The 22,157-nt window shown below is 70.7% G+C and carries 17 protein-coding genes; 13 read left to right on the forward strand and 4 right to left on the reverse strand.

Translation table 11 applies throughout. The features are described 5' to 3' along the window. Window positions 1-12 precede the first annotated feature (12 nt). The 6 genes from SSP24_RS28275 to SSP24_RS28300 are packed head-to-tail and all read left to right on the forward strand — an operon-like array spanning window position 13 to window position 8,573. Window positions 13-2,733: a lantibiotic dehydratase gene (locus SSP24_RS28275; protein ID WP_141312536.1), complete on the forward strand. Its 2,721-nt coding sequence runs from the start codon at window positions 13-15 to the stop codon at window positions 2,731-2,733. 26 nt (window positions 2,734-2,759) lie between these two features. Next, window positions 2,760-3,776, forward strand: a complete 1,017-nt coding sequence (locus tag SSP24_RS28280) for a lantibiotic dehydratase C-terminal domain-containing protein (protein ID WP_141312553.1) — start codon at window positions 2,760-2,762, stop codon at window positions 3,774-3,776. After that, window positions 3,773-4,885, forward strand: coding sequence for a zinc metalloprotease (locus tag SSP24_RS28285; RefSeq protein WP_141312537.1), 1,113 nt, complete (start codon window positions 3,773-3,775; stop codon window positions 4,883-4,885). The genes SSP24_RS28280 and SSP24_RS28285 overlap by 4 nt, the downstream gene beginning before the upstream one ends. 24 nt (window positions 4,886-4,909) lie before the next feature. Then, window positions 4,910-5,893, forward strand: a complete 984-nt coding sequence (locus SSP24_RS28290; RefSeq protein WP_141312538.1) for an ABC transporter ATP-binding protein — start codon at window positions 4,910-4,912, stop codon at window positions 5,891-5,893. Then, the gene (locus SSP24_RS28295) at window positions 5,890-6,645 is read left to right on the forward strand and encodes an ABC transporter permease (RefSeq protein ID WP_141312539.1); all 756 of its coding nucleotides are present in this window, start codon (window positions 5,890-5,892) and stop codon (window positions 6,643-6,645) included. Before SSP24_RS28290 ends, SSP24_RS28295 begins: the two co-directional genes overlap by 4 nt. Next, window positions 6,642-8,573, forward strand: coding sequence for a TOMM precursor leader peptide-binding protein (locus SSP24_RS28300; RefSeq protein ID WP_174864729.1), 1,932 nt, complete (start codon window positions 6,642-6,644; stop codon window positions 8,571-8,573). The genes SSP24_RS28295 and SSP24_RS28300 overlap by 4 nt, the downstream gene beginning before the upstream one ends. Before the next feature lie 129 nt (window positions 8,574-8,702). On the opposite strand, the gene SSP24_RS28305 is transcribed toward SSP24_RS28300, so the two are convergent. Further along, the gene (locus SSP24_RS28305) at window positions 8,703-8,879 is read right to left on the reverse strand and encodes a thiazolylpeptide-type bacteriocin (protein WP_053760578.1); all 177 of its coding nucleotides are present in this window, start codon (window positions 8,877-8,879) and stop codon (window positions 8,703-8,705) included. 167 nt (window positions 8,880-9,046) lie between these two features. On the opposite strand from SSP24_RS28305, the gene SSP24_RS28310 reads away from it, so the two are divergent. From SSP24_RS28310 to SSP24_RS28335, 6 genes are all read left to right on the forward strand, one after another. Beyond that, window positions 9,047-10,327 (forward strand): amidohydrolase, encoded by a 1,281-nt coding sequence (locus SSP24_RS28310; RefSeq protein WP_308439651.1) that lies wholly within the window; start codon window positions 9,047-9,049, stop codon window positions 10,325-10,327. Window positions 10,328-10,481: 154 nt separating this feature from the next. Beyond that, the gene (locus tag SSP24_RS28315; RefSeq protein WP_141312540.1) at window positions 10,482-11,678 is read left to right on the forward strand and encodes an exo-beta-N-acetylmuramidase NamZ family protein; all 1,197 of its coding nucleotides are present in this window, start codon (window positions 10,482-10,484) and stop codon (window positions 11,676-11,678) included. Between the two features lie 41 nt (window positions 11,679-11,719). Continuing rightward, on the forward strand, window positions 11,720-12,700 hold the full coding sequence (locus tag SSP24_RS28320) for a GNAT family N-acetyltransferase (RefSeq protein ID WP_141312541.1): 981 nt from the start codon (window positions 11,720-11,722) through the stop codon (window positions 12,698-12,700). After that, window positions 12,697-14,037 carry an ABC transporter substrate-binding protein gene (locus SSP24_RS28325; RefSeq protein WP_174864730.1) on the forward strand — a complete coding sequence of 447 codons (1,341 nt, stop codon included), beginning with the start codon at window positions 12,697-12,699 and terminating at the stop codon, window positions 14,035-14,037. Before SSP24_RS28320 ends, SSP24_RS28325 begins: the two co-directional genes overlap by 4 nt. Continuing rightward, window positions 14,031-14,993: a carbohydrate ABC transporter permease gene (locus tag SSP24_RS28330; RefSeq protein ID WP_141312542.1), complete on the forward strand. Its 963-nt coding sequence runs from the start codon at window positions 14,031-14,033 to the stop codon at window positions 14,991-14,993. Before SSP24_RS28325 ends, SSP24_RS28330 begins: the two co-directional genes overlap by 7 nt. Then, on the forward strand, window positions 14,990-15,859 hold the full coding sequence (locus SSP24_RS28335) for a carbohydrate ABC transporter permease (protein ID WP_141312543.1): 870 nt from the start codon (window positions 14,990-14,992) through the stop codon (window positions 15,857-15,859). Before SSP24_RS28330 ends, SSP24_RS28335 begins: the two co-directional genes overlap by 4 nt. 377 nt (window positions 15,860-16,236) lie before the next feature. On the opposite strand, the gene SSP24_RS28340 is transcribed toward SSP24_RS28335, so the two are convergent. Beyond that, complete coding sequence (locus SSP24_RS28340) at window positions 16,237-19,038, reverse strand: glycoside hydrolase family 2 protein (protein ID WP_141312544.1); 2,802 nt, start codon at window positions 19,036-19,038, stop codon at window positions 16,237-16,239. Window positions 19,039-19,512: 474 nt separating this feature from the next. Between SSP24_RS28340 and SSP24_RS28350 the strand changes: the two genes are divergently transcribed. Then, window positions 19,513-20,178 carry an NADPH-dependent F420 reductase gene (locus SSP24_RS28350; RefSeq protein ID WP_141312545.1) on the forward strand — a complete coding sequence of 222 codons (666 nt, stop codon included), beginning with the start codon at window positions 19,513-19,515 and terminating at the stop codon, window positions 20,176-20,178. Between the two features lie 453 nt (window positions 20,179-20,631). Here SSP24_RS28350 and SSP24_RS28355 read toward each other — a convergent pair whose 3' ends face one another. Both SSP24_RS28355 and SSP24_RS28360 read right to left on the reverse strand, forming a co-directional pair. Continuing rightward, complete coding sequence (locus SSP24_RS28355) at window positions 20,632-21,867, reverse strand: MFS transporter (RefSeq protein ID WP_141312546.1); 1,236 nt, start codon at window positions 21,865-21,867, stop codon at window positions 20,632-20,634. Then, window positions 21,864-22,070 carry a hypothetical protein gene (locus SSP24_RS28360; protein ID WP_229866129.1) on the reverse strand — a complete coding sequence of 69 codons (207 nt, stop codon included), beginning with the start codon at window positions 22,068-22,070 and terminating at the stop codon, window positions 21,864-21,866. The genes SSP24_RS28355 and SSP24_RS28360 overlap by 4 nt, the downstream gene beginning before the upstream one ends. Window positions 22,071-22,157 lie beyond the last annotated feature (87 nt).

A 22,157-nucleotide genomic window follows, 5' to 3' on the forward strand; every position in this document is an offset into this window, starting at 1 on the left:
CAGGGGGCCGCCGTGACACGAAGAACCAGTTGGCAGCCGGGCCGGCGCTTCCTCCTGCGGGTGGCCGGCCTGCCCATCGAGACCGTCCGTGACCTGCGCTGCCCCGACACCGCCCGCTGGGCCGACGAGGTCCTGTCCGCCGAGCAGGATCTGCTCGAACGCGGCCGGGAACTGAGCGACGTACTCCATGCGCTCGTACCGGCCGCCGACCAGGTCTTCCCCGACGACGAGGGCGTCATACGCCGTCAGCTGCTCGCCCTGCGCCGGGACATCTTCAACAACCGGCTGCCCGCGCACCCCGCCGACGTCCTGACGCTGCTCGCCACGCTGGATTCCGGCGTGGCCGAGCGGGCCGGACGATGGCTGGACGACCGCCGCGCGCTGGCCGGCCTGCACGCCCACGGCCGGGAGGTGCTGAGCGGCGAACTCGACCGGACGCGCGGGGCGCTGCGGGCGCTGCTGCAGGAGGACCGGCTGCGCCATGGACTCCTGCTGGCCTCACCGACCCTCGAAGCCCGCTTGGAGCCGTACGTGCGCCTCGGCGTGGGCGAGCGGCCCGACAAGCGGCTGCGGAAAGTGGAACGCTCGGTGCTGTCGTACCTGTACCGGACGGCCTGCAAGACCAGCCCGTTCAGCACGTTCACCGGCGTCGCCCTCGGCGCCTTCGACGACAGCGACGACCCCTCCGTGCGCATCCGGGCCGACTGGCGGGGCCGGGTGCGGCTGAACGTCGTCGTGCTCGCCCGGTTCGCGGAGCAGATCCTCACCTCCCCCGCGCTGCGCGCCGACCTTCCCGTCCGGCTCGCGTCGGGCTGGGGCAGTGACGACCAGCGCGTGCGGTACGTGCGCCGCTGGGTCACCACCGGCGACGACGACGCCGCGGTCACCTTCGACGCGGTCAAGGACCGGCTGTTCTTTCTGCGCCGCAGCGGCACCCTGGACCGGCTCATCGCCCTGCTGAGCGAGCGGGAGCTGCGCTACCGGGAGGTGGTCGACTGGCTCCGCGCCGAGTACGACGGGCAGGCGGACGCCGAGCTGTGCGAGACGTACGTGGCCGCGCTGCTGCACCTGGGCATGATCCGCGTGCCCTGCCTGGACACCGACGTGCACACCGTCGACCCGCTGCGGTCCTTCCGCGACGCCCTGCGGGGGCTGGACCGTTCCTGGGCGGGCGAACTCGCCGGCGAACTCGGCCATGCCGCCACGCTCATCGAGGAGTACCCGGGCGCGGACACGGCCGGGCGGGCGAAGCTGCTGCGCCGGCTGCGCGCCTCGCTGAGCGGGGCACAGCGGCTGCTGGGCGCTGCGGAGGTGTCGCTGCCGCAGACGCTGCTGTACGAGGACGCCGACGCGGGCGAGGACGTGTCGTGCGGGCTGGGCGCCTGGACCGGCGCGGACGGCGGGGCGCTGCGCTCGGTGGAGCGGATCCTTCCGGCGTTCGACCTGACCCTGCCGCAGCGGGTTACGTTCAAGGGCTTCTTCCTCGCCCGCTACGGCAAGGGCGGCCGGTGCGACGACCTGCTCGGTCTCGTGCACGACTTCCACGAGGACTTCTTCGACCAGTACCTCTCCTTCACCGCCAAGCGCGCTCCCTTCGACGCGCAGGGTAACTACGTGCCGGAGGAGAACTGGCTGGGGTTGGAAGAGATCAGGGCGCTGGACCGGGGACGGCGGGCGTTCATCGGCCGGATGCGTGAGCTGTGGGCGGGGTACACGGGTGCGGGCGACGTCGTCCTGGAGGAGGGGCACCTCGCCGAGGTCGCGGCCGAACTGGACGGCCTCGAAGCGCCGTTCACCCCGCAGAGCCACCACTTGCAGGTGACCTCCGAGGGCGGTGAGCGGCTGCTGGTGCTCAACCGCTCCTACGGCGGGCTGTCGTTCCCCTTCAGCCGCTTCACGCATGTCTGGGACGACGGCCCCGGGCTGTCCGACCTGTTGCGGGAGCAGGCCGTGCGGCTCACACCGCCCGGAGCGGTCCTCGCCGAGCTCACCGGCGGCCCCGTCACGAGCAACCTCAACCTCCACGGACGGCTCACCGACTATCAGATCGTGTGTCCCGGCGAGGCGAGCAGCGTCCCCGAGGACCGCCGCATCCACCTGGACGATCTGCGCCTGGAGCACGACGAGGCCGCGGACCGCCTGCTGCTGCGCTCCGAGCGCCTCGGCTGCGAGGTCATCCCCGTGTACCTGGGCTACCTGGTACCCCTCGCCCTGCCGGAAACACCGCGCACGCTGCTCCTGCTGTCGCCGACGTCGATGGCGCCGCTGGACGTCTGGGCCGGGGTCCCGCACGGCCCGGCGCACCAGGGGGTCACGCGCCGGCCGCGCGTTAGGCACGGCAACCTCGTCCTGGCGCGGCGCAGTTGGTCGACCACCGCCGCGTCCTTGCCGATCCGTCCCGCCGGTACCCCGGAGGACGAGGTGTTCCTGGCCTGGCGGCGCTGGTGTCGCGAACAGGGCCTGCCCGCCCGGGTCTTCGCCACCGTCTCCAGCGGCCCTCGCGGCGGCGCGGGCGCCAAGCCGCAGTACGTCGACTTCGACAGCCCCTTGTCGCTGACCGCCTTCGAGTCGCTGGTCAAGTCGCCGGACGACCGGGTCGAGCTGCGCGAGATGCTGCCCGCCGAGCACGGTCTGCACGTCGTCTCCGAGCGCGGCAGCCACGTCGCCGAACTCTCGGTCGAGACCTTCACCACCACCCGAGGCACCGAGGAGAACGCCCCGTGTCCGAGCTGACCCCTTCCCCCGGCGCGTGGCAGGCCATGCACATCTTCTACGCCGCCAACCCCCAGCCGCTGCTGGTGAACTGCGTCGGCCCGCTGATCGCGGGACTCAAGGACGACGGGCTGCTCGCCGGTCACTTCTTCATCAACTACTGGCTTGAGGGCCCGCACGTACGGCTGCGCCTCAAACCGGCGACCGAGGAGGCGACGCCCGAAGTGCGCCGCCGCGCCGAGGAGTCCGTCGACGCCTTCCTGCGCAGCCGGCCGGCCCTCTACGAGGTCGACTCCGGTTTCCTCAACGAGTTCTACAACGCGCTCTTCGAGATCGAGTTCCCGGAGGGCGACCGCGGGGACTTCATGGGCGACGACGGCCGGATGCGGCTGCGGCCGAACAATTCGCGTTCCTATGAGCCGTACGAGCCCGAGTACGGCAAGTACGGCGGACCCGCCGGCGTCGCCCTGGCCGAGTGGCACTTCGCGCACTCCAGCGATCTCGTCATCGACGCGCTGGGCACCATGAACCTGCACCTGCGGACCGTGCTGCTGGGTACGTCGGCGCAGTTGATGATGGTCATGGCGGGCTGTTTCCTGGCCGACGACGACGAACTCGCCGACTACCTGGAGCGTTACTACGAGTTCTGGCACCGTGCCTTCCCCGGCACCGGCTTCATCGGCTCGACGGAGTACGACCGCAACTACGCCGAGATGGCCCCGCGCCTCGGCCGCCGCTTCGACGAGATACGCCGGGCCATCGCCACGGACCGGCTCGACCGGTTGCCTGCCTTCCTGCGCGGCTGGGCGGCGCACTGCCTGGAGTTGCGGGAGAAGGCGGTCGCTCTGGCCGAGGCGGGCGAGCTCGTCTTCCGCTCCTGGGACGGCACCCGCGACGAACAGGTCACCGACCCCGCCGTCGCCCTTCCGCTGCTGCTGTCGCCGTACATGCACATGACCAACAACCGCCTCCATGTGACGATCCGCGACGAGGCGTACCTCTCGCACATTCTCGGCCGGGTCCTGCGCTCCGGCACCAGAGGCACGACGGAGGCCGTCTCATGAGACCTGAGCGGACCGAGGTGTTCACCCACCGTCCCCGGCTGCGGCCGGACATCCTGCTCAGCGCGCCGCTGCTGCGCGGGCCGGCCACAGTGCACCTGATCAGGGACCCCGCGGACGGTTCCGCCTTCGAGGTCGGGCCGAAGGAGTACTTCCTGATCTCCCGGCTGGACGGCGTCAGGAGTCTGGAGGAGATCGGCGACGAGTACGCCGCCGCCTTCGGGCGACGGCTGGGCGAGGCCAACTGGCAGCAACTGCTGGGGCTGCTCGGTGCCAAACGGCTGCTCGCGGGCGCACCCGACCGCGAGGTGGCCGCCACGCCGCCCGCCCCGCCCTTCACCGGCAACCTCTATCGCGGCAGCCTGCGCCTGGTCGCCGACGCCGACGCGACCACCGGGCGCCTGCACCGGGCGCTGCGTCCGCTGCTGCGCCGGCACGTCCTGCTGCCCCTGCTGGCGCTCTGCCTGGCGATGCAGGTCGTCCTGGCCGTCGGGCTCGGCACGCTCGTACGGGACACCTGGTGGCTCTTCCACCAGCCGGTGGCGCTGCTCGCCGTGTTCACCCTGCTGTGGCTGAGCACCGCAGGCCACGAACTGGCACACGGCATCGCGGCCCGGCACTACGGCGGCACGGTGAGCGAGATCGGCCTGCGCTGGCGGCTGCCCGTCGCGATCATGTACTGCCGGGTCGACAACTACCGCTTCCTCGAAAGCCGTTGGCACCAGCTGGTGATCGGCGCGGCCGGCGCCTTCGCGAACCTGCTCTTCCTGCTGCCCTTCGCCGTCTGGTGGGCGGCGCTCGAAGCGGGCGATCCCACCCGCCGGGTGCTGTCGGGTCTGCTTCTGCTGGGCAGCGTTCAGGCGCTGGTCAACCTTCTGCCACTTCCCCCGCTGGACGGATACACCATGCTCTCCCACGTGCTCGGTGTGTCCAACTACGCCCCCGAGAGTGGGCGTTACCTGCGACTGCGGTTGCGCGACCGGCAGGCCGCAGCCGGCTACCCGCGCCGGGCGCGGGTTCTGTACATGGCATACGGGATCGGCTCGTCCGTTCTGGTCTGTCTGATCGCGGCCGGTCTGGTCACGGCCGTGCTTGTCCTGCTCGCCCCCTGACGGGCCTGTTCCGAGGAGCTGTTCATGACGGAGACGGAAACCGTGCCGGCGGACCCCGGCAACCGCGCGGCGGACGCCGCCATCCACGTCGAGGAGGTGAGCAAGCGCTACGGCACCCGCCAGGCACTGGACGGGGTGTCGCTGCAGGTCGGCCGCGGTGAGTTCTTCGGACTGCTCGGGCCCAACGGCGCGGGAAAGACAACCCTGGTGGAGATCATGGAAGGCCTGCGCCAGACCGACTCCGGCACCGTCAGCGTGCTGGGCACCGCCCCCTGGCCGCGCAATGTCGCGCTGCTTCCGCGGCTCGGTGTCCAGACCCAGTCCTCCGCGTTCTTCGTGCGTCAGAAGGCACACGAGCACCTGGCGACGGTCGCCGCGCTCTACGGCGCGGACCGGGGGGCGGTCGATAGGACGCTTCAGACCGTGGCGCTCGTGGACCAGCGGGACACGCGGGTGGAGAACCTCTCCGGCGGGCAGCGTCAGCGGCTGGCCATCGCCTCCGCCCTGGTCCACGAACCGGAGCTGATCTTCCTGGACGAGCCGACGGCCGCCCTCGACCCGCAGGCGCGCCGCGACCTGTGGGACGTGCTGCACGGCCTGAAGGAAGCGGGCCGGACCATCGTGTACACCACGCACCACCTTGACGAGGCGGAGGCCCTCTGCGACCGGGTGGCGATCCTGGTGGAGGGCCGGATCGCCGCCCTGGACTCCCCGCGCGGCCTGGTCGGCGCGGCGGGCGCGGCGACCTCGCTGCTGCTGCCGCCGGAGCGGATGACCGTGGCGGAGGCGGAGGCGATCCCGGGCGTGGACCGCGCGGTCCTGCGCGGCGGCAGCCTCGTTCTCGAAACGCAGGTGTCCGGAAAGGTGCTGTCGGCGCTCGACGCGCTCGGCGGCCTGGACGGCGTACAGACCCGCACGGCCACCCTCGAGGACGTCTACCTCCGCCTGACTTCCGACGCCGGACACCGCACCACCCAGAACACCGAGAACACGGAGAACCAGGCATGAGCGCATACGGGGCACTGACGGCGGCCGGCTACCGGGCCCAGGTCCGGGATGCGGCCACCCTCTTCTTCACCTTCGCCTTCCCGCTGGTGTTCCTGGTGGTCTTCGGGCTGATCTTCAGCGGTCAGGAGGTGGAGGAGACCGGCCGCCCCTACATCTCGTACATCGCGCCCGGCGTGATGTCGTGGGGCGTGGGCAACGCGGCGGTGTTCGGCATCGCGTTCACGCTGATGCAGTGGCGCCGGGACGACCTGCTGCGCCTGATCCGCATGACGCCGACGAGCCTGCCGACCGTGCTGGCCTCCCGCTACGTGCTGGCGCTCGCCGTCGGCGTCGTACAGGCCGTGGTCTTCATAGCGGTCGCGCTGCTGCCGCTGTTCGGCCTGGAGTTGGACTCCCGGTGGCCGCTGGCCCTGCCCGTGCTGCTGCTCGGCATCACCGCCTTCCTGTCGATCGGCGTGATCATCGGCTCGTACGCCGACACGCCCGAGGCGGTGGCCGCCATCGCGAACTTCCTGATGGTGCCGATGGCATTCCTGTCCGGCTCGTTCCTGCCGCTGGACATGATGCCGTCCTGGCTGCAGACGGTCTCCCGCGTGCTGCCGCTGCGCTACTTCAACGACGCCGTCTCCGCGTCCCTCACCGGCAGCGGCAGCCTCGGCGACATCGCCGTCGGCTGCGGCGCGCTCATCGGCTTCACCGTCGTCTTCGCGGCCATCGGCCTGAAGACCTTCCGCTGGAGCAACCGCACATGACGACGACCGCCGTACGGGAGGGCGTACCGCTGGAGGAGGCACGGCGCCGGCTGCGGTCGGCGCTGGCCGAGCGGTGCGCTCCCGGCCGGGCGCCGGAGGTGGTGCCGCTCGGGGCGCGCGACGTACGGGACGATCCGCACGCCTCGGTGCGGCCCGCCGCCATGGTGCACCTCACGTCCCGCGAGGTGCTGGTGGGGCCGTGGGGCGGCGACGCGGACGCACGGGCCTGCGGAGCGTGCCTCGCGATGCGCTGGCAGCGGCTGCGCTCCCGCACCGAGCGCGACGCCCTGGAGACGGGCTCGCCGTGGAGTTTCGCCCCGCACTGGCCCGAACAGCCGTCGTTCGTCGCGGATGCGGTGCACGCGCTGTACGAGGCCGTCATCGGCTCCCCGGGGCCGGTGCCGCCCGGCGCGACGCCCGCCGACCGGGCGCTGCCGCAGGTGTCCTGCCTGGATGTGGCGACCCTGACCGTGCGGACGTTCCCGCTGTACGCCGACCCGCTGTGCCCGCACTGCGGACCCGGTGGCATGGACAGCCGCGAGGCGGCCGAGCTCGCCCTGGTGAGCCGGCCGAAACCGGCCGAGGACACCTACCGGCTGCGGCCCGCGTCCTCCTACCCGCTGTCACCGGCGGCGCTCGCGAATCCCGTCACCGGCCTGCTCGGCGCCGGGACGTGGCTCAACGTCACCTCGCCGACCACCGCGCCGGTCGCGGGCAGCGTGTTCATGCGCGGCTACGCGGGCCTGACCGACGTGACCTGGAGCGGCCAGGCCAACGGGTTCGCCGCCAGCCGCGACCTGGCGTTCCTGGAGGGCCTGGAACGGTACGCCGGGACCCACCGGCGGCGCGGAACGGAGCTGCTCACCGCCTCGTACAGCAGTCTCGGCGAGGACGCTCTCAACCCGGCCCACTGCGGCTTCTACGCACCGGAGACCTACCGTGACGACCCGCTCGTCGACCCGTTCGACCCCGGCCGGCCGATCCCCTGGGTGTGGGGCTACTCCCTGCGCGACGAGCGCCCGCTGCTCGTGCCCGCCCGGCTGGTGCACTACAGCGCGGGAGTGGCGGCGGACAACTTCGTGTTCGAGTGCTCCAACGGCTGCGCCATCGGCAGCTGTCTGGAGGAGGCGGTCCTCGGCGGGTTGCTCGAACTGATCGAACGGGACGCCTTCCTGCTCGCCTGGTACGGCGGGACCCGGCTGACGGAGATCGACCTGGGCACGGTCGGCGACCCCACCGTCCGCGCCATGATCGACCGGGCCGCGCTGCAGGGCTACGACGTGCACGCCTTCGACAACAGGATCGACCTCGCCGTGCCCGTGGTGACCGGGCTGGCGGTGCGACGGGACGGCGGACCCGGCCTGTACTCCTTCGGCGCGGGGGCCTCGCTGGACCCGGCGGCGGCACTGGAGGGCGCCCTGTCGGAGGTGCTGACGTACATCCCGCATCTGCCGGGCCAGGTGCGGGAGCGGCAGGGCGAACTGGAGGCGATGGCGGCCGACTTCACGAAGGTGCTGCACCTGAAGGACCACGCCCAGCTGTACGGCCTCCCCGACATGGCGGTGCATGTGGCTCCGTACCACGAGCCCAGGGCGGTCCGTCCGATGGCGGAGCTGTACGCGTCGTGGGAGGCCTCCGGGCGGCCGCGGACCCGGGATCTGGCGGACGATGTGGCCCTGTGCCGCGACGAGTTGGTGCGGGCCGGGCTGGATGTGATCGTCGTGGACCAGACCACGCCGGAGCAGCGGCGGATGGGGCTGCGGACGGTCTGTGTACTGGCTCCCGGGCTGCTGCCGATCGATTTCGGCTGGTCGCGGCAGCGCGCACTGCGGATGCCCCGGCTGCGGACCGCGGCCCGCCGCGGCGGGCTGCGCGACACGGATCTGGAGGAGCGGGAGATCCGACGGGTCCCGCATCCGTTTCCGTAGCGCGGGACGTAGACGCGGCCGGGCCGCCGCTCGCCACTCCCGAGGGAGTGCGGAACGACGCCCGGCCGTCTCTGTGTCCGGCTCTGCGTCCGGCGAGGCCGGACGCAGAGCGTACTGCGGGCCCGAAGATCAGGCGCTGCAGGAGGTGGTGCTGGTGGTGGAGGAGCAGGTCGAGGTGGAAGAGCAGCTGGTGGAACCGGCGAGCACGACCTCGCTGGCGTCCGAGTAGTCCGAGATCTCGAAGGTCTCCGACTCCAGCTCCAGGATCTCGTCGGCGAGGGCGGCGAGGGTCGACTTGTCAGCCATGGTCACTCCTGATGTGAACACACCGCCGGGCTCCTCCCGGGGTGTTCGGCCCCCTCATTGGACCGGTCGCCACTGACGTATCCGGCTGCCGTCCGCTGTCAGGGCGCTGTCACCGGACGGCAGCGCCCTGACAGCGGACGGCCCTTCGTGCGCCGGATCATGTGCGGGTGAGCACAGCGGCGATCGTCCCCTCGGGCAGGTATGCATCCGTCCTGCGGCAACTGGACGCTGTGGTGCGTCCGCTCACCGTCTTCGCGATGGACCTGCACCAGCATCCGGAGCCGTCGGGGGAGGAATCCCGTACCGCGTCCCGCTTCGCCGACGCGCTGGCGGAGGCGGGGTACGCGGTGACCCGGGGCGTCGGCGGTCACGGTGTGGTCGGCGTCCTCACCAACGGCGAGGGGCCGCGCGTCTACTTGCGGGCCGAGCTGGATGCCCTGCCGATCCGGGAGCGGACCGGCCTGCCGTACGCCGCTCAGGGCCCCTTCATGCACGCCTGCGGCCATGACCTGCATCTCGCCGCCCTGCTCGGCGCCGCGACGCTGCTGGCCCGATCGCTGCCGCACTGGCGCGGCACGGTGGTGATCGTCGGCCAGCCTGCCGAGGAGACGCTGACCGGGGCGCGGGCCATGCTGGAGGACGGCCTGTACGCACGCTTCGGCCGCCCCGACGCGGTGCTCGCCCAGCACACCGCGCCACTGCTGGGAGGCATGGTGGCGCACGGGTACGGGCAGCCCGTGTTGGCGGGCAGTCTCGGACTGGATGTCACCCTGCACGGCCGGGGTGGGCACGCCGGGGCGCCGCACCTGACGGTGGATCCCGTACTCGCCGCGGCCGCGGTGGTGCTGCGGCTCCAGGGCATCGTGTCCCGTGAGAGCGCGCCCGCGGAGCAGACCACGGTCACCGTCGGCCAGATTCACGCCGGCACGCACAACGGCGTCGTACCGGACAGTGCCTCGCTGGGCATTACGGTACGCGCGCTGTCCGATGAGTCCCTGGACCGTGTCGTGACGGCTGTCGAGCGGGTCGTACGGGCCGAATCGACCGCCTCCGGCTGTCCACGCGACCCCGAGATCACAGTGGTGTCGCGGTCTCCCGCCACTCTTCCGGACGGGGAGGTGACCGCGGTGGTGCGCGAGGCGCATCGCCAGGTGCTGGGCGCCGAGCGGGTCGTGCCGTGGGCGCCGTCGATGGCGACCGAGGACTTCGGTCTCTACGGGGACGCGGGCCAGGAGATCCACGGCTGCGCGGGAGTCCCGCTGGGCTACTGGATGGTCGGGATCGTGGGCCCGCGCCAGTGGTCCGCCACGGCAGGCGCGAACGCCGCCGAGCGGCTCGCAGCACTCCCTCCGAACCACTCGCCCGAGTTTGCGCCGCATTTGCCCATCGCTCTGCCCTCGGCGACGAAAGCGATGACGTCGGCTGCGCTGACGCTCCTGTCGAGGTGATGCCGGTCGGCCCCCGGTCCCTTCCGCGCCCACTGGGCCGAAGGATCCAGGCCGTCCTTGGCGCGACCCGTTGGTAAATAATTGCTTAATTACAGGACATACCAGTAAATTTCCTGCCGTGGCTTCGAGATGTCACTGGCAGACGGGGCAAAGGATGAGCACGGACAACCGCGTCGCGGTGACGACCGGGATCGCACGACTGCACGCGTCGCCCGGACTCGCCGGGCCCGGCCGGCTCGGGCTGGTGACCAACCACACCGGCGTTCTGCCCGACCTGCGCCCGGCCGCACCCGCGCTGCTCGAGGCCGGCGCGCGGTTGGTGGCCCTGTTCGGTCCCGAGCACGGGCTGCACGGAACCGGTCAGGCCGGCGAGAGCGAGGCCGCTCATGCGGACCCCGTCACCGGTCTGCCGGTCCGCGACACGTACCGGTTAAGCGGCGAGCTCCTCGACAAACTGCTGATCGACAGCGGTGTCGACGCCCTGGTGTACGACGTGCAGGACATCGGGGCCAGGTTCTACACCTACGTGTGGACCATGTTCGACCTGATGGTCTCTGCGGCCCGTACGGGCGTACGGTTCGTGGTCGCCGACCTGCCCAATCCGCTCGGTGGACTCGTCAGCGAGGGCCCGCTGCTCGACCCGGCGTGGGCCAGCTTCGTCGGGCGCGCCCCGGTACCCGTCCGGCACGGACTCACCTGCGGCGAGCTCGCCCGGTATCTCAACGCCTCGCTCGTTTCTCAAGTGGCGGGCAACGCAGCTGACTTGACGGTGATCGAGGTCGTCGGCTGGCAGCGCTCCATGGACGCGGAGGCAACCGCCCTGCCGTGGGTCGCGCCCTCGCCGAACATCCCGACGCCCGCCACGGCCACCGTCTACCCCGGGACGTGCCTGTTCGAGGGCACGAACCTCTCGGAGGGCCGGGGCACCACGCAGCCCTTCGAGGTCGTCGGGGCCCCGTACATCGACGCGCGGTTCGCGACCTCGCTCGCCGAACTCGACCTGCCGGGCGTGCGTTTCCGTGATCTGTGGTTCGTGCCGACATTCCACAAACACGCCGGGCAGCGGCTGCGCGGAGTCCAGCTCCATGTCACCGACCGCGAGGTCTTCACTCCCGTACGCACCGCCGTGGCAATGCTCAGTACGCTGCGGCGGCTGTACCCGGACCACTTCGCGTGGCGCGTCGCTGACAGCGCTGTGGAGGGCAGCGACCAGCGTCCATTCATCGACCTGCTGTGGGGGTCCGACCGGTTGCGGCGTGCCGTCGACGCGGGCGACGACCCGCTGCCGCTGTGCGATCCGCCGGCGCCGCCCGGCCGATGGGTCGGCGACGACGTGCTGCTCTACCCCTGAGATGTTCTGCCGCACCGCGCGACCTAAGGACAACGCCGCCGATGACCGATCACACAACGACATCCCGGGCCGACATCCGTGGCTTTCGCGCGGGCGACGGACCGCAGGTGGTGGAGGTGTGGCGGCGCAGTGCGCCGGCCGACCCTGTCACTGCGGACCGCTTCCGCTCCCTGGTGCTGCTCGACGCCAACTTCGATCCGGAGGGTCTTCGGGTCGCCGTCGAGGGGGACCGTGTCGTCGGTGCGGCCTACGCGGTGCGCCGTCTGACGCCGATGACCGGCACCGACCTGGAGCCGGAGCAGGGCTGGATCCCCTTCTTCTTCGTCGACCCGGCGGCCCGCAGGCGCGGCCTCGGCCGCCGGCTGCTGGCCGACGCCCTCGACTGGCTGCGCGGCCACGGCCGCACCCAGGTGGACTTCTCCTCGTACACCCCGAACTATGTCCTGCCCGGCCTGGACGCCGAGACGTACCCGGAAGCGGCCCTGCTCCTTCAGTCTCTGGGCTTTCGGACGCTGTACGAGGCGGAGGCGATGGACCGTGGCCTGGTGGGCTATCGCTTCCCTCAGGACGTCGCGCGCCGCGTGGAGGAACTGACGGCGCAGGGCTATCGGTTCGCCACCCCGTCCGACGACGACCTGGTGGATCTGTTCGCGCTCGCCGGGAGCCACTTCGGTCCGGACTGGGCGTGCACGATCCGGGTGTGTCTGGCCGCGGGCACGCCGCTCGACCGGATCGTCGTCGTCCGGGACCCTTCGGGCCGCATGGTGGGCTGGGCGATGCACGGCGCGTTCGACGCGGTGGACGAGCGGTTCGGCCCGATCGGGGTGCTGGAGGAGATGCGCGGCATCGGGCTCGGCGAGGTCCTCCTGCACCTGGTCCTGGAGCGGATGCGGGCGCGCCGCGCGCACTCCGCGTGGTTCCTGTGGACCGGCGCGCAGTCCCCGGCAGGGCAGATGTACCGCAAGTCCGGCTTCACCACGACCCGGGTGTTCCGCGTGATGCGCCGGGAGGTCGCTGGATGACGCCGGTACGCCGCACCAGCGGCCTGAGCCGCCGTCACTTCGCGCTTGCGCTCCCCTCGGCGCTGCTCGCCTCCGGATGCTCCGCGCCGCACAAAGGGACCGGGCGGCCCGGGGATCCGATCGTCCTCACCCTGCTCTCCCACTACGCGAGCGGGGTGCTCAAGGGGGCTCTCCAGGGCCCGGTCGACGAGTGGAACGCGACCCACGACCGGGTCAAAGTGCAGACCAAGGCCGTCGAGTTCACGGACCTGCTGACCACGTTCATGGTCCGGCAGGCCGCGGGCCTGGGCGCCGACATCCTCCACCCGTACTGCCTGTGGAACGGCCAGCTGGTCCGGGCCGGCGTCCTGCGGCCCGCTCCGGCCGAGCACGCCGAGGAGATCACACGCGGCTACGGCGAAGCCGCGGTCGACGCCGCCTCGGTGGGCGGCCAGGTCTACGGCTACCCCACCGAGGTGCAGACGTACGCCCTCTACTACAACAAGCGGCTGCTGCGCGAAGCCGGCATCGACGGCCCGCCGCGCACCTGGCGGGAGCTGGAGGAGACCGCCTACCGCACCGCCAGGCGCGACCGGTACGGCAACACACTCGTCCAGGGCTTCGGGCTGTCGACCGTCGACGACTCCACCACCGTGGGCCAGACACTCGCCCTGCTCAACGCCGCGGGCGGCAGGTTCGTCTCCGAGGACGGCAGGAGCACCGCCATCGACTCGCCGGCCGGACGGGCCGTGTTCGACCTGGAGCACCGCCTCGTCGTGAGGGGTGCGAGCTCCCCCGGTGTCAACGTCTACAAGGCGTTCCGGTCCGGGCAGGTGGCCATGGTGGTCAGCGGTGGCTGGTGGACCGGGAGCCTGAAGACCCAGATGGGCAAGGACTACGGCGACGTCGGCGTCGCGCCGCTGCCCCTGCCCGAGGCCGGCGGCAAGCGCGCCACGCTCTCCACCGGCTTCATGCTGGGGGTCAACGCGGCCAGCAAGCACCCGCGCGCGGCCTGGGAGTTCCTGCGGTGGCTCAACACCGAGAAAGTGAACGTGAAGAGCGCGAAGGTGGGTGGGAAAGCGACCCGAATGAGCTCCCTGCAGGTGTCGGTCGGCTCCCTGACCGGCCGCGCCGACGACATGCGCACGCTGCTGGGCGCGCACAGCGATGCGAACCTGCGTCCCTTCCTGGACGCGCTGGCGTACGCGGTGCCGGAACCGAACGTGCCCGGTGCGCAACAGGCCAAATCGCTGCTGCGCAAGAACATCGAGGCGATGTGGACCGGTCAGCAGTCGGTCGACGAGGCACTGCGCTCCACCCGCCGTCAGGTCGATCGAGAGGTGTCGCGCTCATGGTGAACGCGCTGACGACGGCGACGACCGAGCGGGCGGCCCCCCGCACGCGCTCCGCCGGGCCCACCGTCGACCGTCGCGCCCGGGCCCGGCGCCGCCAGGTTGTCGTCGCCTATCTCTTCCTGGCGCCGGCGTTGCTGTTCTTCGCCGTCTTCCTGATTCTGCCGCTCGGCTTCGCGCTGCTGCTGGCAATGTCCCGCTGGGCCGGGTTCGACCTCGGCGATATCCAACTGCTCGGCACTGACAACTTCACGGGCCTCTTCGCGGACGGATCGACGTTCCTGGCGCCGATCCTCACCAACACGCTGCTGTTCGCTCTGGGCACCGTGGTCCTCGCCCTCGTCGGCTCCGTCGTCGTCGCCACCTGCATCGACAACCTGAGGTTCCAGGGGCTGTGGCGCACCCTGTACTTCCTGCCGATCGTGACGACCGTCGTCGCCGTCGGCAACGTGTGGAAGTACATGTACGAGCCGGGTGGCCTCGTCAACGGCGTCCTCAACGCCCTCGGGCTCAGCTCGGTGGCCTTCCTCCAGGACCCGGACACCGCGCTGCCCTCGGTCGTGGTCGTCCACGCCTGGGCCTCGGTCGGCTCCGCGATCCTCGTCCTGACCGCCGGGCTGAAGTCCATTCCCGAGTCGTACTACGAGGCCGCGGCGCTCGACGGCGCCGGGCCGGTCACCGTCTTCTGGAAGATCACACTTCCGCTGCTGCGGCCGTCCCTGCTGCTTGTGTGCATCACCCAGTTCATCAGCGGCCTGCAGTCGTTCGCGCTGATCATCGTGATGACCGCGGGCGGGCCGGGCGACGCGACCAACGTGGCTGCCCTGGAGATGTACCGGCAGGCCTTCTCGTACGGCCACTGGGGCCCTGCGAGCGCCGCCGCCTTCGTGCTGTTCATGGTGGTCCTCCTGGTCACCCTTGTGCAGTTGTGGATCTTCCGGCGCAAGGGGGAGGACGCATGATCCGCCGCCGTTTCCCGTGGCTTTCGTATCTGGTGGTCGTGACTGGCGCCGTGCTCACGGTGGTGCCGTTCCTCGACATGGTGATGACGTCGTTCAAGGGGGCCGGCGAGGCCGGTACGCTGCCGTACCGATTCCTGCCCGAAGCGTTCGACCTGTCGAACTACCGGGCGGCGATCGACCAGCTCGATCTGCCGGTGCTCTTCCGCAACAGCGTCATCGCAACCGCCGTGATCACGGGATCGGTGCTGCTGACGTCGTCGCTCGCCGGCTACGCGCTCGCCAAACTCCGCTTCCCCGGCCGGAACTTGATCTTCCGGCTCGTGCTGTCGACGATGATGTTCCCCCCGTTCCTCTTCTTCATCCCGCACTTCCTGATCCTGGTGCACTGGCCGCTGGCGGGCGGCAACGACCTGTTCGGGCGTGGGGGCGCGGGCCTGACCGTCAGCATCGCGGCGCTCGCCATGCCGTTCCTCGTGAACGGCTTCGGGATCTTCCTGATGCGCCAGTTCATGGTCTCGATCCCGGACGAGGTCCTTGAGGCGGCACGCATCGACGGTGCCGGCGAGTTCGCCGTGTGGTGGCGGATCGTCGTGCCGCAGACCAGGCCGGTCGTGCTGACGCTCGGTCTGCTGACGTTCGTTCATGCGTGGAACGAATACATCTGGGCGCTGCTCATCTCGACCGCCAACCCGGATGTGATGACTCTGCCCGTCGGCATCCAGCTCCTGCAGGACTACGTGGACCCGACCCGCACGATGCCGATCGTCATGGCCGGTCTCGTCCTGAGTATCCTGCCGGTGCTGATCGTCTTCCTGCTGCTGCAGAAGTACTACATCCGCGGCATGATGCTCAGCGGCCTCAAGTGAGGAGCTTCGGCAGGCGCTGAGGTGATTCACGGTGACAGGCCGGCGCCGTGTCTCTCAGGGGTCGGCTCAGCCGCTGCAGGGTGGGCAAGTCCCGCGGCCTGTGCTTCATCTTGCGGTAGTTCTGCTCGATCGGCCAGCAGCCAGCACGCGGGCAGTTCGGGGCGGTCGATGGCATTGCGGACCTCGCTCTCGGCGGGTGGTCGGCCGACAGGAACGCAGCATCGCCGGCTTCGTCTTCCCAGGCTTAGTCGCTGGGCTCACCCACCATCCCCGTGTCGTCGCCCTCCAACAACGGCACGACGATCCGCGCGACGTTCGTCGTGCCGTCCGGGTTTGGCTGCGGTGCCCGGTCGATGCTCTCGACTATCCCGCCTGTGTCAGCTGGACGGGACGGTGACGGACCGGGCGTTCCATCCAGAGACACGTACGCGTGGGGTGCGGTCCGGATCAGCTGTCCGATGGGAGGCCACCAGAGTTGCCGATTCGCCGGGCCACAGGCTGATGTGGTTGTCGTTCCAGTGGACTGGCAGCGTGGGAGTCTTCCCGTCCGCTGAGACCAGGTCGACGTCGGTGAGCAGAGCGGGGGCGTTCGTGGTGCCCGGGTGGCGGAGGGTCACGGTCGTCGTGGATGTGCCGGCCCTGGTTGCCTTCGTTGTGGCTGTCACGTCCAAGGTGACCTGCGGCATCGAGTTCAGTCCCGTCAGGTCGGCGTAGGAGGTGGTGGGGGTGTAGTACCAGTCGGTCTTGGCGTAGTCGAGGACGTCGTTGCGGGTGGAGAGCCAGTAGACGTTGCGGCTCAGTTCCCGGCCGCTGGTGTCGGTGAGCTGCAGCCGGGCCAGGTACGTCTTTGCCAGGCCGGGGACCGTGGTCGGGAGGGTCAGCGAGGTGGTGGTCACGCCGCGGGCTTCGACGTCGACACCGGTCACCGTGCGGTCGTACTTCTTGGTCCCGTCGGTGTTGAAGAGCGTGACCCGGGCGTTCAACCCTGAGGCGGCGGTTGTGCGGTTGTTGACGATGCTCACCGTGCGGTTGTCGTAGCCGTACTGGATGTGGAGGGGTTCGTTGGCCTTCTTCGCGCCGAAGTAGGCCCCGTTCTGGTCGAGATAGCGGTCGATGAGCTGCCAGTGGAGGGAGGTCCAGCCGCTGTTGAGCATCCAGTAGATGACGCCGGTCGCGGGGGCCGTGGTGTCCTTGGCGTTGCGGGAGTACGCCTCGAACTGCGCCCGGACGTTCTCGTACTGGGCGAGCTGGGCCTTGCGCACGTAGTCGCCGAGATCGGTCGGGCGTCCGTAGCGGCCGGCGAGCGCGGCGTTGTACAGCTTGAGTGTCGAGAACGTGGGTGAGGGAGAGCGGTGGTACTGGGGAGCGGAGGGTTGCTTCCAGAGGGTCTCCAGCTCGGCCGGGGTCAGCATCCGCCGCAGTGTGTCGAGGGTGGGGATGCTCGGGCCGGCGCTGGTCTCGGAGTTGAAGCCGGTGGCTCCTCCCTCGCGTTTGTCGTACCAGTAGCCGGGCGGCACCCAGTCGTAGGGGCCGGTCATCCGCATCCCGGAGCGGCCGGTGACGGGTGTCGACTTCCCGGAGGCGGACGGGATCACGGGCACGTTCCAGTCGGCGGCCCGCAGCGCTTTGAGGTATCCCGACTCGATCTCGGCGTTGGGCGCCGCGTCGCTGCCGATCAGGAACGAGATCACGCTGGGGTGGTGGCGCAGTCGGGCCGCCTCGGCGGCCATCGACGCCTGGGCGACTGCGTGGTCGGCGGCGTTCCACCTCTCCCCCGACTCTGAACGGTTGACCTCCCCTTCCCACTTGTTGCAGCACTCCCAGCCGGCGATCGTGAGGATGCCGTACCGGTCGGCGAGGTCGAAGAACTCGTCGGGCTCGAGGTGGCCTTCCAGGCGCAGTGTGTTCAGGCCCAGGTCGCGGACGTACTGCAGGCGGTGCTCGGCGTAGGCGGGGTCCCAGCGCAGGAACTCGTCGGGGGACCAGCCCGCGCCCTTGATCAGCAGCGGGCGGCCGTTGATCCGGTACTGGCGCGCACCGTCGGAATTGATCGGCGCCTGCACGTCGCGGATACCGAAGGTGGTGTGTGCGGTGTCGGAGGTGACGCCGTCGACCGTCACGGCCAGGTCGAGGTCGTACAGGGGCTGCCCGCCCATCCCGGCGGGCCACCATACGCGTGGCGAAGGCACATGGAGGCGGGGGTGGTCGGCCGGGGAGAAGACCACGGTCCGGCTCTCCCCGGGCGCCAGCGTCACCTGCCGGCCGAGTGCTGCGGGCCCGGCCGTGCCGGAGAGGCGCGCCGTGACGGTGTCGGGTGAGTCGTTGCGCAGGCGGGCCTTGACGGTCAGGTCGGCGGAGGCCAGCGACGGCACGGCCAGGTCGGTGACGACGTGAGCGTCACGGAGGACCACCGGGCCGCTGCGGCGGACGACGACGTCGCGGACGATGCCCATGTTCCGGTCCGGTGGCGGCTGCAGCCAGTCGAGCCAGCCCACGGTGAGGTGCTTGCGCGGGTCGTTGGGCTGGACCCGGAAGGCGACCGTGTTGGTGCCCGGCCTGATCAGAGAGGTGATGTCCAACTCGTGTCGGGTGTAGGTCCCCGCGACCTTGCTCGCCGTCGAGATCTGACGGCCGTTGACGAACACGTCGGCGGCAGAGGTTACCCCGCTGAAGTCGAGATACGCACGACCTGCCCGGCTGTCGTCGACCGAGAAGTCGGAGCGGTACCACCACGGGACCGTGAAGTCGGCGGCAGGGATCAACTTCTGGTTGGTGGAGTGGAACGGGTCGGGGTAGACGCCGGCCGCCAGCAGGGAGGCGAGGACGGTGGAGCGAGGACCGGCCTCGTACCAGCCCTTCGTCGGATAACCGGGGCTGGACACCTCGGCCGCCGGGTCCTTCACCCGGGCGGTCGACTGGATCATGAACCCGGCCAGAGCCCTGCCGGAGTCATACCCGACAGTGAGCGCGGCAGCGGCCGGCGTACCGAACGCTGCCGCCCGGCCAGTAAAGCCGACCGGGGTGAGGGCGGGGGCCAGGAAGACAAGCAGGCCGAGGAGGGCACAGACGACGGACCGACCGAGTACCCGAGCCCGGCGGTGTGACGGACCACCGGCCGGGATGGACGGGAACGGGTGACCAGGGCGGCACGGCGACACCCGGCTCAGCAGTTGAGGCATGCCATTCAGCATGGTGCCGAAGCCTTGTCCGCCGACGCTCCACATGCCGCGCGTCGCCCGATCGCAGCAACCGGGGGGCGTGGGGAGGAGCAATTCCGAGGTCCTGAGGTGTTACGCGCACCTCGGCTGACGCGGGTGTCCGCCAGAACGGTCGCTTGGTGGCAATGGCCGGTGAGCGACGGCGGTCTCCGGGCCGGACGGAGATCAGCGCGGTCTGCACCGATCCGGGATGGCGAGGGCAGGGGAGGTGGCCCCCGCCGGCGAGCGCCGTACGCGGAATCGATCGTGAACCAGCGGGTGGGCCTGCCTCGGCACGACTCCCCCACCAGTCGAACAGCAGACGCCTGGCCGGGGGCGCATCCCAGCGCGGAGTACGCCGCCGGTGTGGCGTCGGGTTCTTTCGTCGGAATAGCCGGCTACACGTCGACGCTGAAGCCTTGGTTCGAAGCTGTCGAACCTTCGGAAGGCCCTGTCATGAAGATTGGCATCATCGGCGCCGGCAACATCGGCGGTAACCTCACTCGCCGCCTCACCGCCCTCGGTCACGACGTCTCCGTGGCCAACTCACGCGGCCCGCACACACTCACTGCCCTGGCCGAGGAGACCGGCGCCACCCCCACTCGGGCGGAGCAGGCGGCCCAGGGTGCCGACATCGTCGTCGTCACGGTCCCGATGAAGGCAGTCCCGAACCTCCCGTCCGGGCTGCTGGACGGGGCGGCAGAAGACGTCGCGGTCATCGACACCGGCAACTACTACCCCAGGCAGCGTGACGGCAAGATCGCCGCGATCGAGGACGAAGGCCTCACCGAGAGCCGCTGGACCGAACGCCAGATCGGGCACCCCGTGATCAAGGCCTTCAACGGCACCTTCGCCCAGGACATCCTCGAACAGGCCCGCCCGGCAGGAGATCCCGACCGTATGGCCCTGCCGGTGGCCGGTGACGACGAGGAGGCGAAGCGCAAGGTGATGGCGCTCATCGACGAGATCGGTTTCGACACGGTCGACGCGGGCGGGATCGACGAGTCCTGGCGCCAGCAGCCCGCCACCCCGGTGTACGGCTTGCGCGCCGGCATCGCCGAGGTCACCAAGGCGCTCGCGGCGGCCACACCGGATCGAAAGCCGGAGTTCCGCGCCGACTGAACAGGAATCACCCCGTCGGGAGGCCATCGGTGCATCGCGCGACGACAGCGTGATGAGGCCACGGGCATCGGTTGACGGCCCGCGCTGTGCCGACATCGCCGCGATGCTGGGTCTGGTGTCCGGCCGCACGCGTGACGAGACCTCAAGGCGGGCATCTGCCGACGACTGATGTCACCTGCGCTTCCTGAGGTCAGGGATCGGCGGAACGGGTTCGATCCGGTCGAGGAACTGGCGCGGGTCAGAGGACGGCGAGGGCGTGCTGCCGACGCAGACGCCGTTCGGCGGGAGCGCGGACCTGGTCTGCCGCTGCGAGGACGTGCGGGAGGTGCTGTCGGACCCGGACCGGTTCAGCTCCGCCCGCGTACTGTCCGACGTGGGCGGTGAGTTGGACGAGGAGGCTCGGGCCACGATGCTGGCGCGGGTGGAGATGCGCATCGCCTGGGGTGGAGCGGTTCACCGGCTGCTCGCGGTGGCGGCGATGGCCGGGAGTACGGCGAGGGCGAGGAAGCCGCCGGTGAGGGCGAGGACGGGGTAGCCGGCGGCGGAGACGACGAGGCCGGAGCTCAGGCCGCCGGTGGCGCCGGCGATGGCGATGGAGACGTCGACCATGCCCTGGGTCTTGGCACGGGTGGCCAGCGGCACGGCGTCTGTGATCATCGCGGTACCGGAGACGAGGCCGAGGTTCCAGCCCAGCCCCAGCAGGGCGAGCGCGAGAGCGAGCAGGGCGACGGAGTCGGCGGGTGCCGCAGCAGCGGTGATTCCGGCGGCGAGGAGGGTCAGGCCGGATGCGGCGGCGATCACTGTACGGCCGTAACGATCGACGAGCCAGCCGGTCAGCGGGGAGGGCAGGTACATGGCGCCGACGTGGATGGCGATGACGAGCCCGGAGGCTGCGGTGCCGTGGCCGTGGTCGTGCATGTGGACGGGGGTCATCGTCATGATCGCGACCATGACGAGCTGGGTGAGGATCATCGTCAGCGCGCCCGGTATCAGCCCCGGCCCGCGGGGCTTCGCCGCGGTGGTCTGCGTCGGCTGCTGGAGGTCGAGGCTGCGGGCCAGCAGCAGGGGATCCGGGCGCAGCCAGACGGCGAGGACGAGGGCGGCCAGCGCGTAGGCCGCGCCGGATAGAAGGAACGGCCCGGCGAGGGTGGGGATGCCGAGGCTGTCGGCGAGGGTGCCAGTGGGTGCGGCGAGGTTGGGGCCGACGACGCCGCCGAGGGTGGTGGCGACCAGGACGGTGGAGACGGCGCGGGCGCGGTGGGCGGGGGCGGCGAGGTCGGCTCCGGCGTACCGAGCTTGGAGGTTGGTGGCGGTGCCGGCGCCGTAGACGAACAGGGCCATGAAGAGCAGTACGGGGCTGTCGGCGACGGCGGCGGCGATGACTCCCGCGCTGCCGATGGCTCCGGTCAGGTATCCCGCGGCCAGGCCCGGTCGGCGGCCCCGTGCCTGGGAGATACGGCCCACCGCGACGGCGGCGAGGGCGGAGCCCGCCGTGAACAGGGCGCTGGGCAGGCCCGCGAGGTCGGTGGAGCCGAGCATGTCCTGGGCGAGCAGGGCACCGACGGTGATGCCGGCCGCGAGCCCGGCCCCGCTCAGGATCTGGCTGCTGACCAGGACGGCGAGGACGCGGCGCTGCGCCTCGGGCCGCGGGGATATACCGGCGGTGGTGTCCGCGGCGGCGCTTGTCACAGGCGGGTCTCTCCCTCTGGCTGCAGGACGTCTACGACAAGGTAGCCGTCGACACGGCGTACGTACTCGCTGCCGGGATCGGACGGGAGCGCGTGGCCGAGATCGCCCGCGCGGACTTCACTGATCCACTGGTCGTGCTGGTACTCGTGGCTGATGAGCGCGGTGAGCAAGTGGGTGGCGACGATGCCCCGATCAGTGGCCACGCTCAGTGGTCGAGCGGCTCATAGTCGAACCAGTCGAAGTGGACCGAGCCCGATGAGGCGAACATCCCGAAGACCCGGCCGGTGAAG

It is taken from the genome of Streptomyces spinoverrucosus (assembly GCF_006539505.1).
Taxonomy (GTDB): domain Bacteria; phylum Actinomycetota; class Actinomycetes; order Streptomycetales; family Streptomycetaceae; genus Streptomyces; species Streptomyces spinoverrucosus.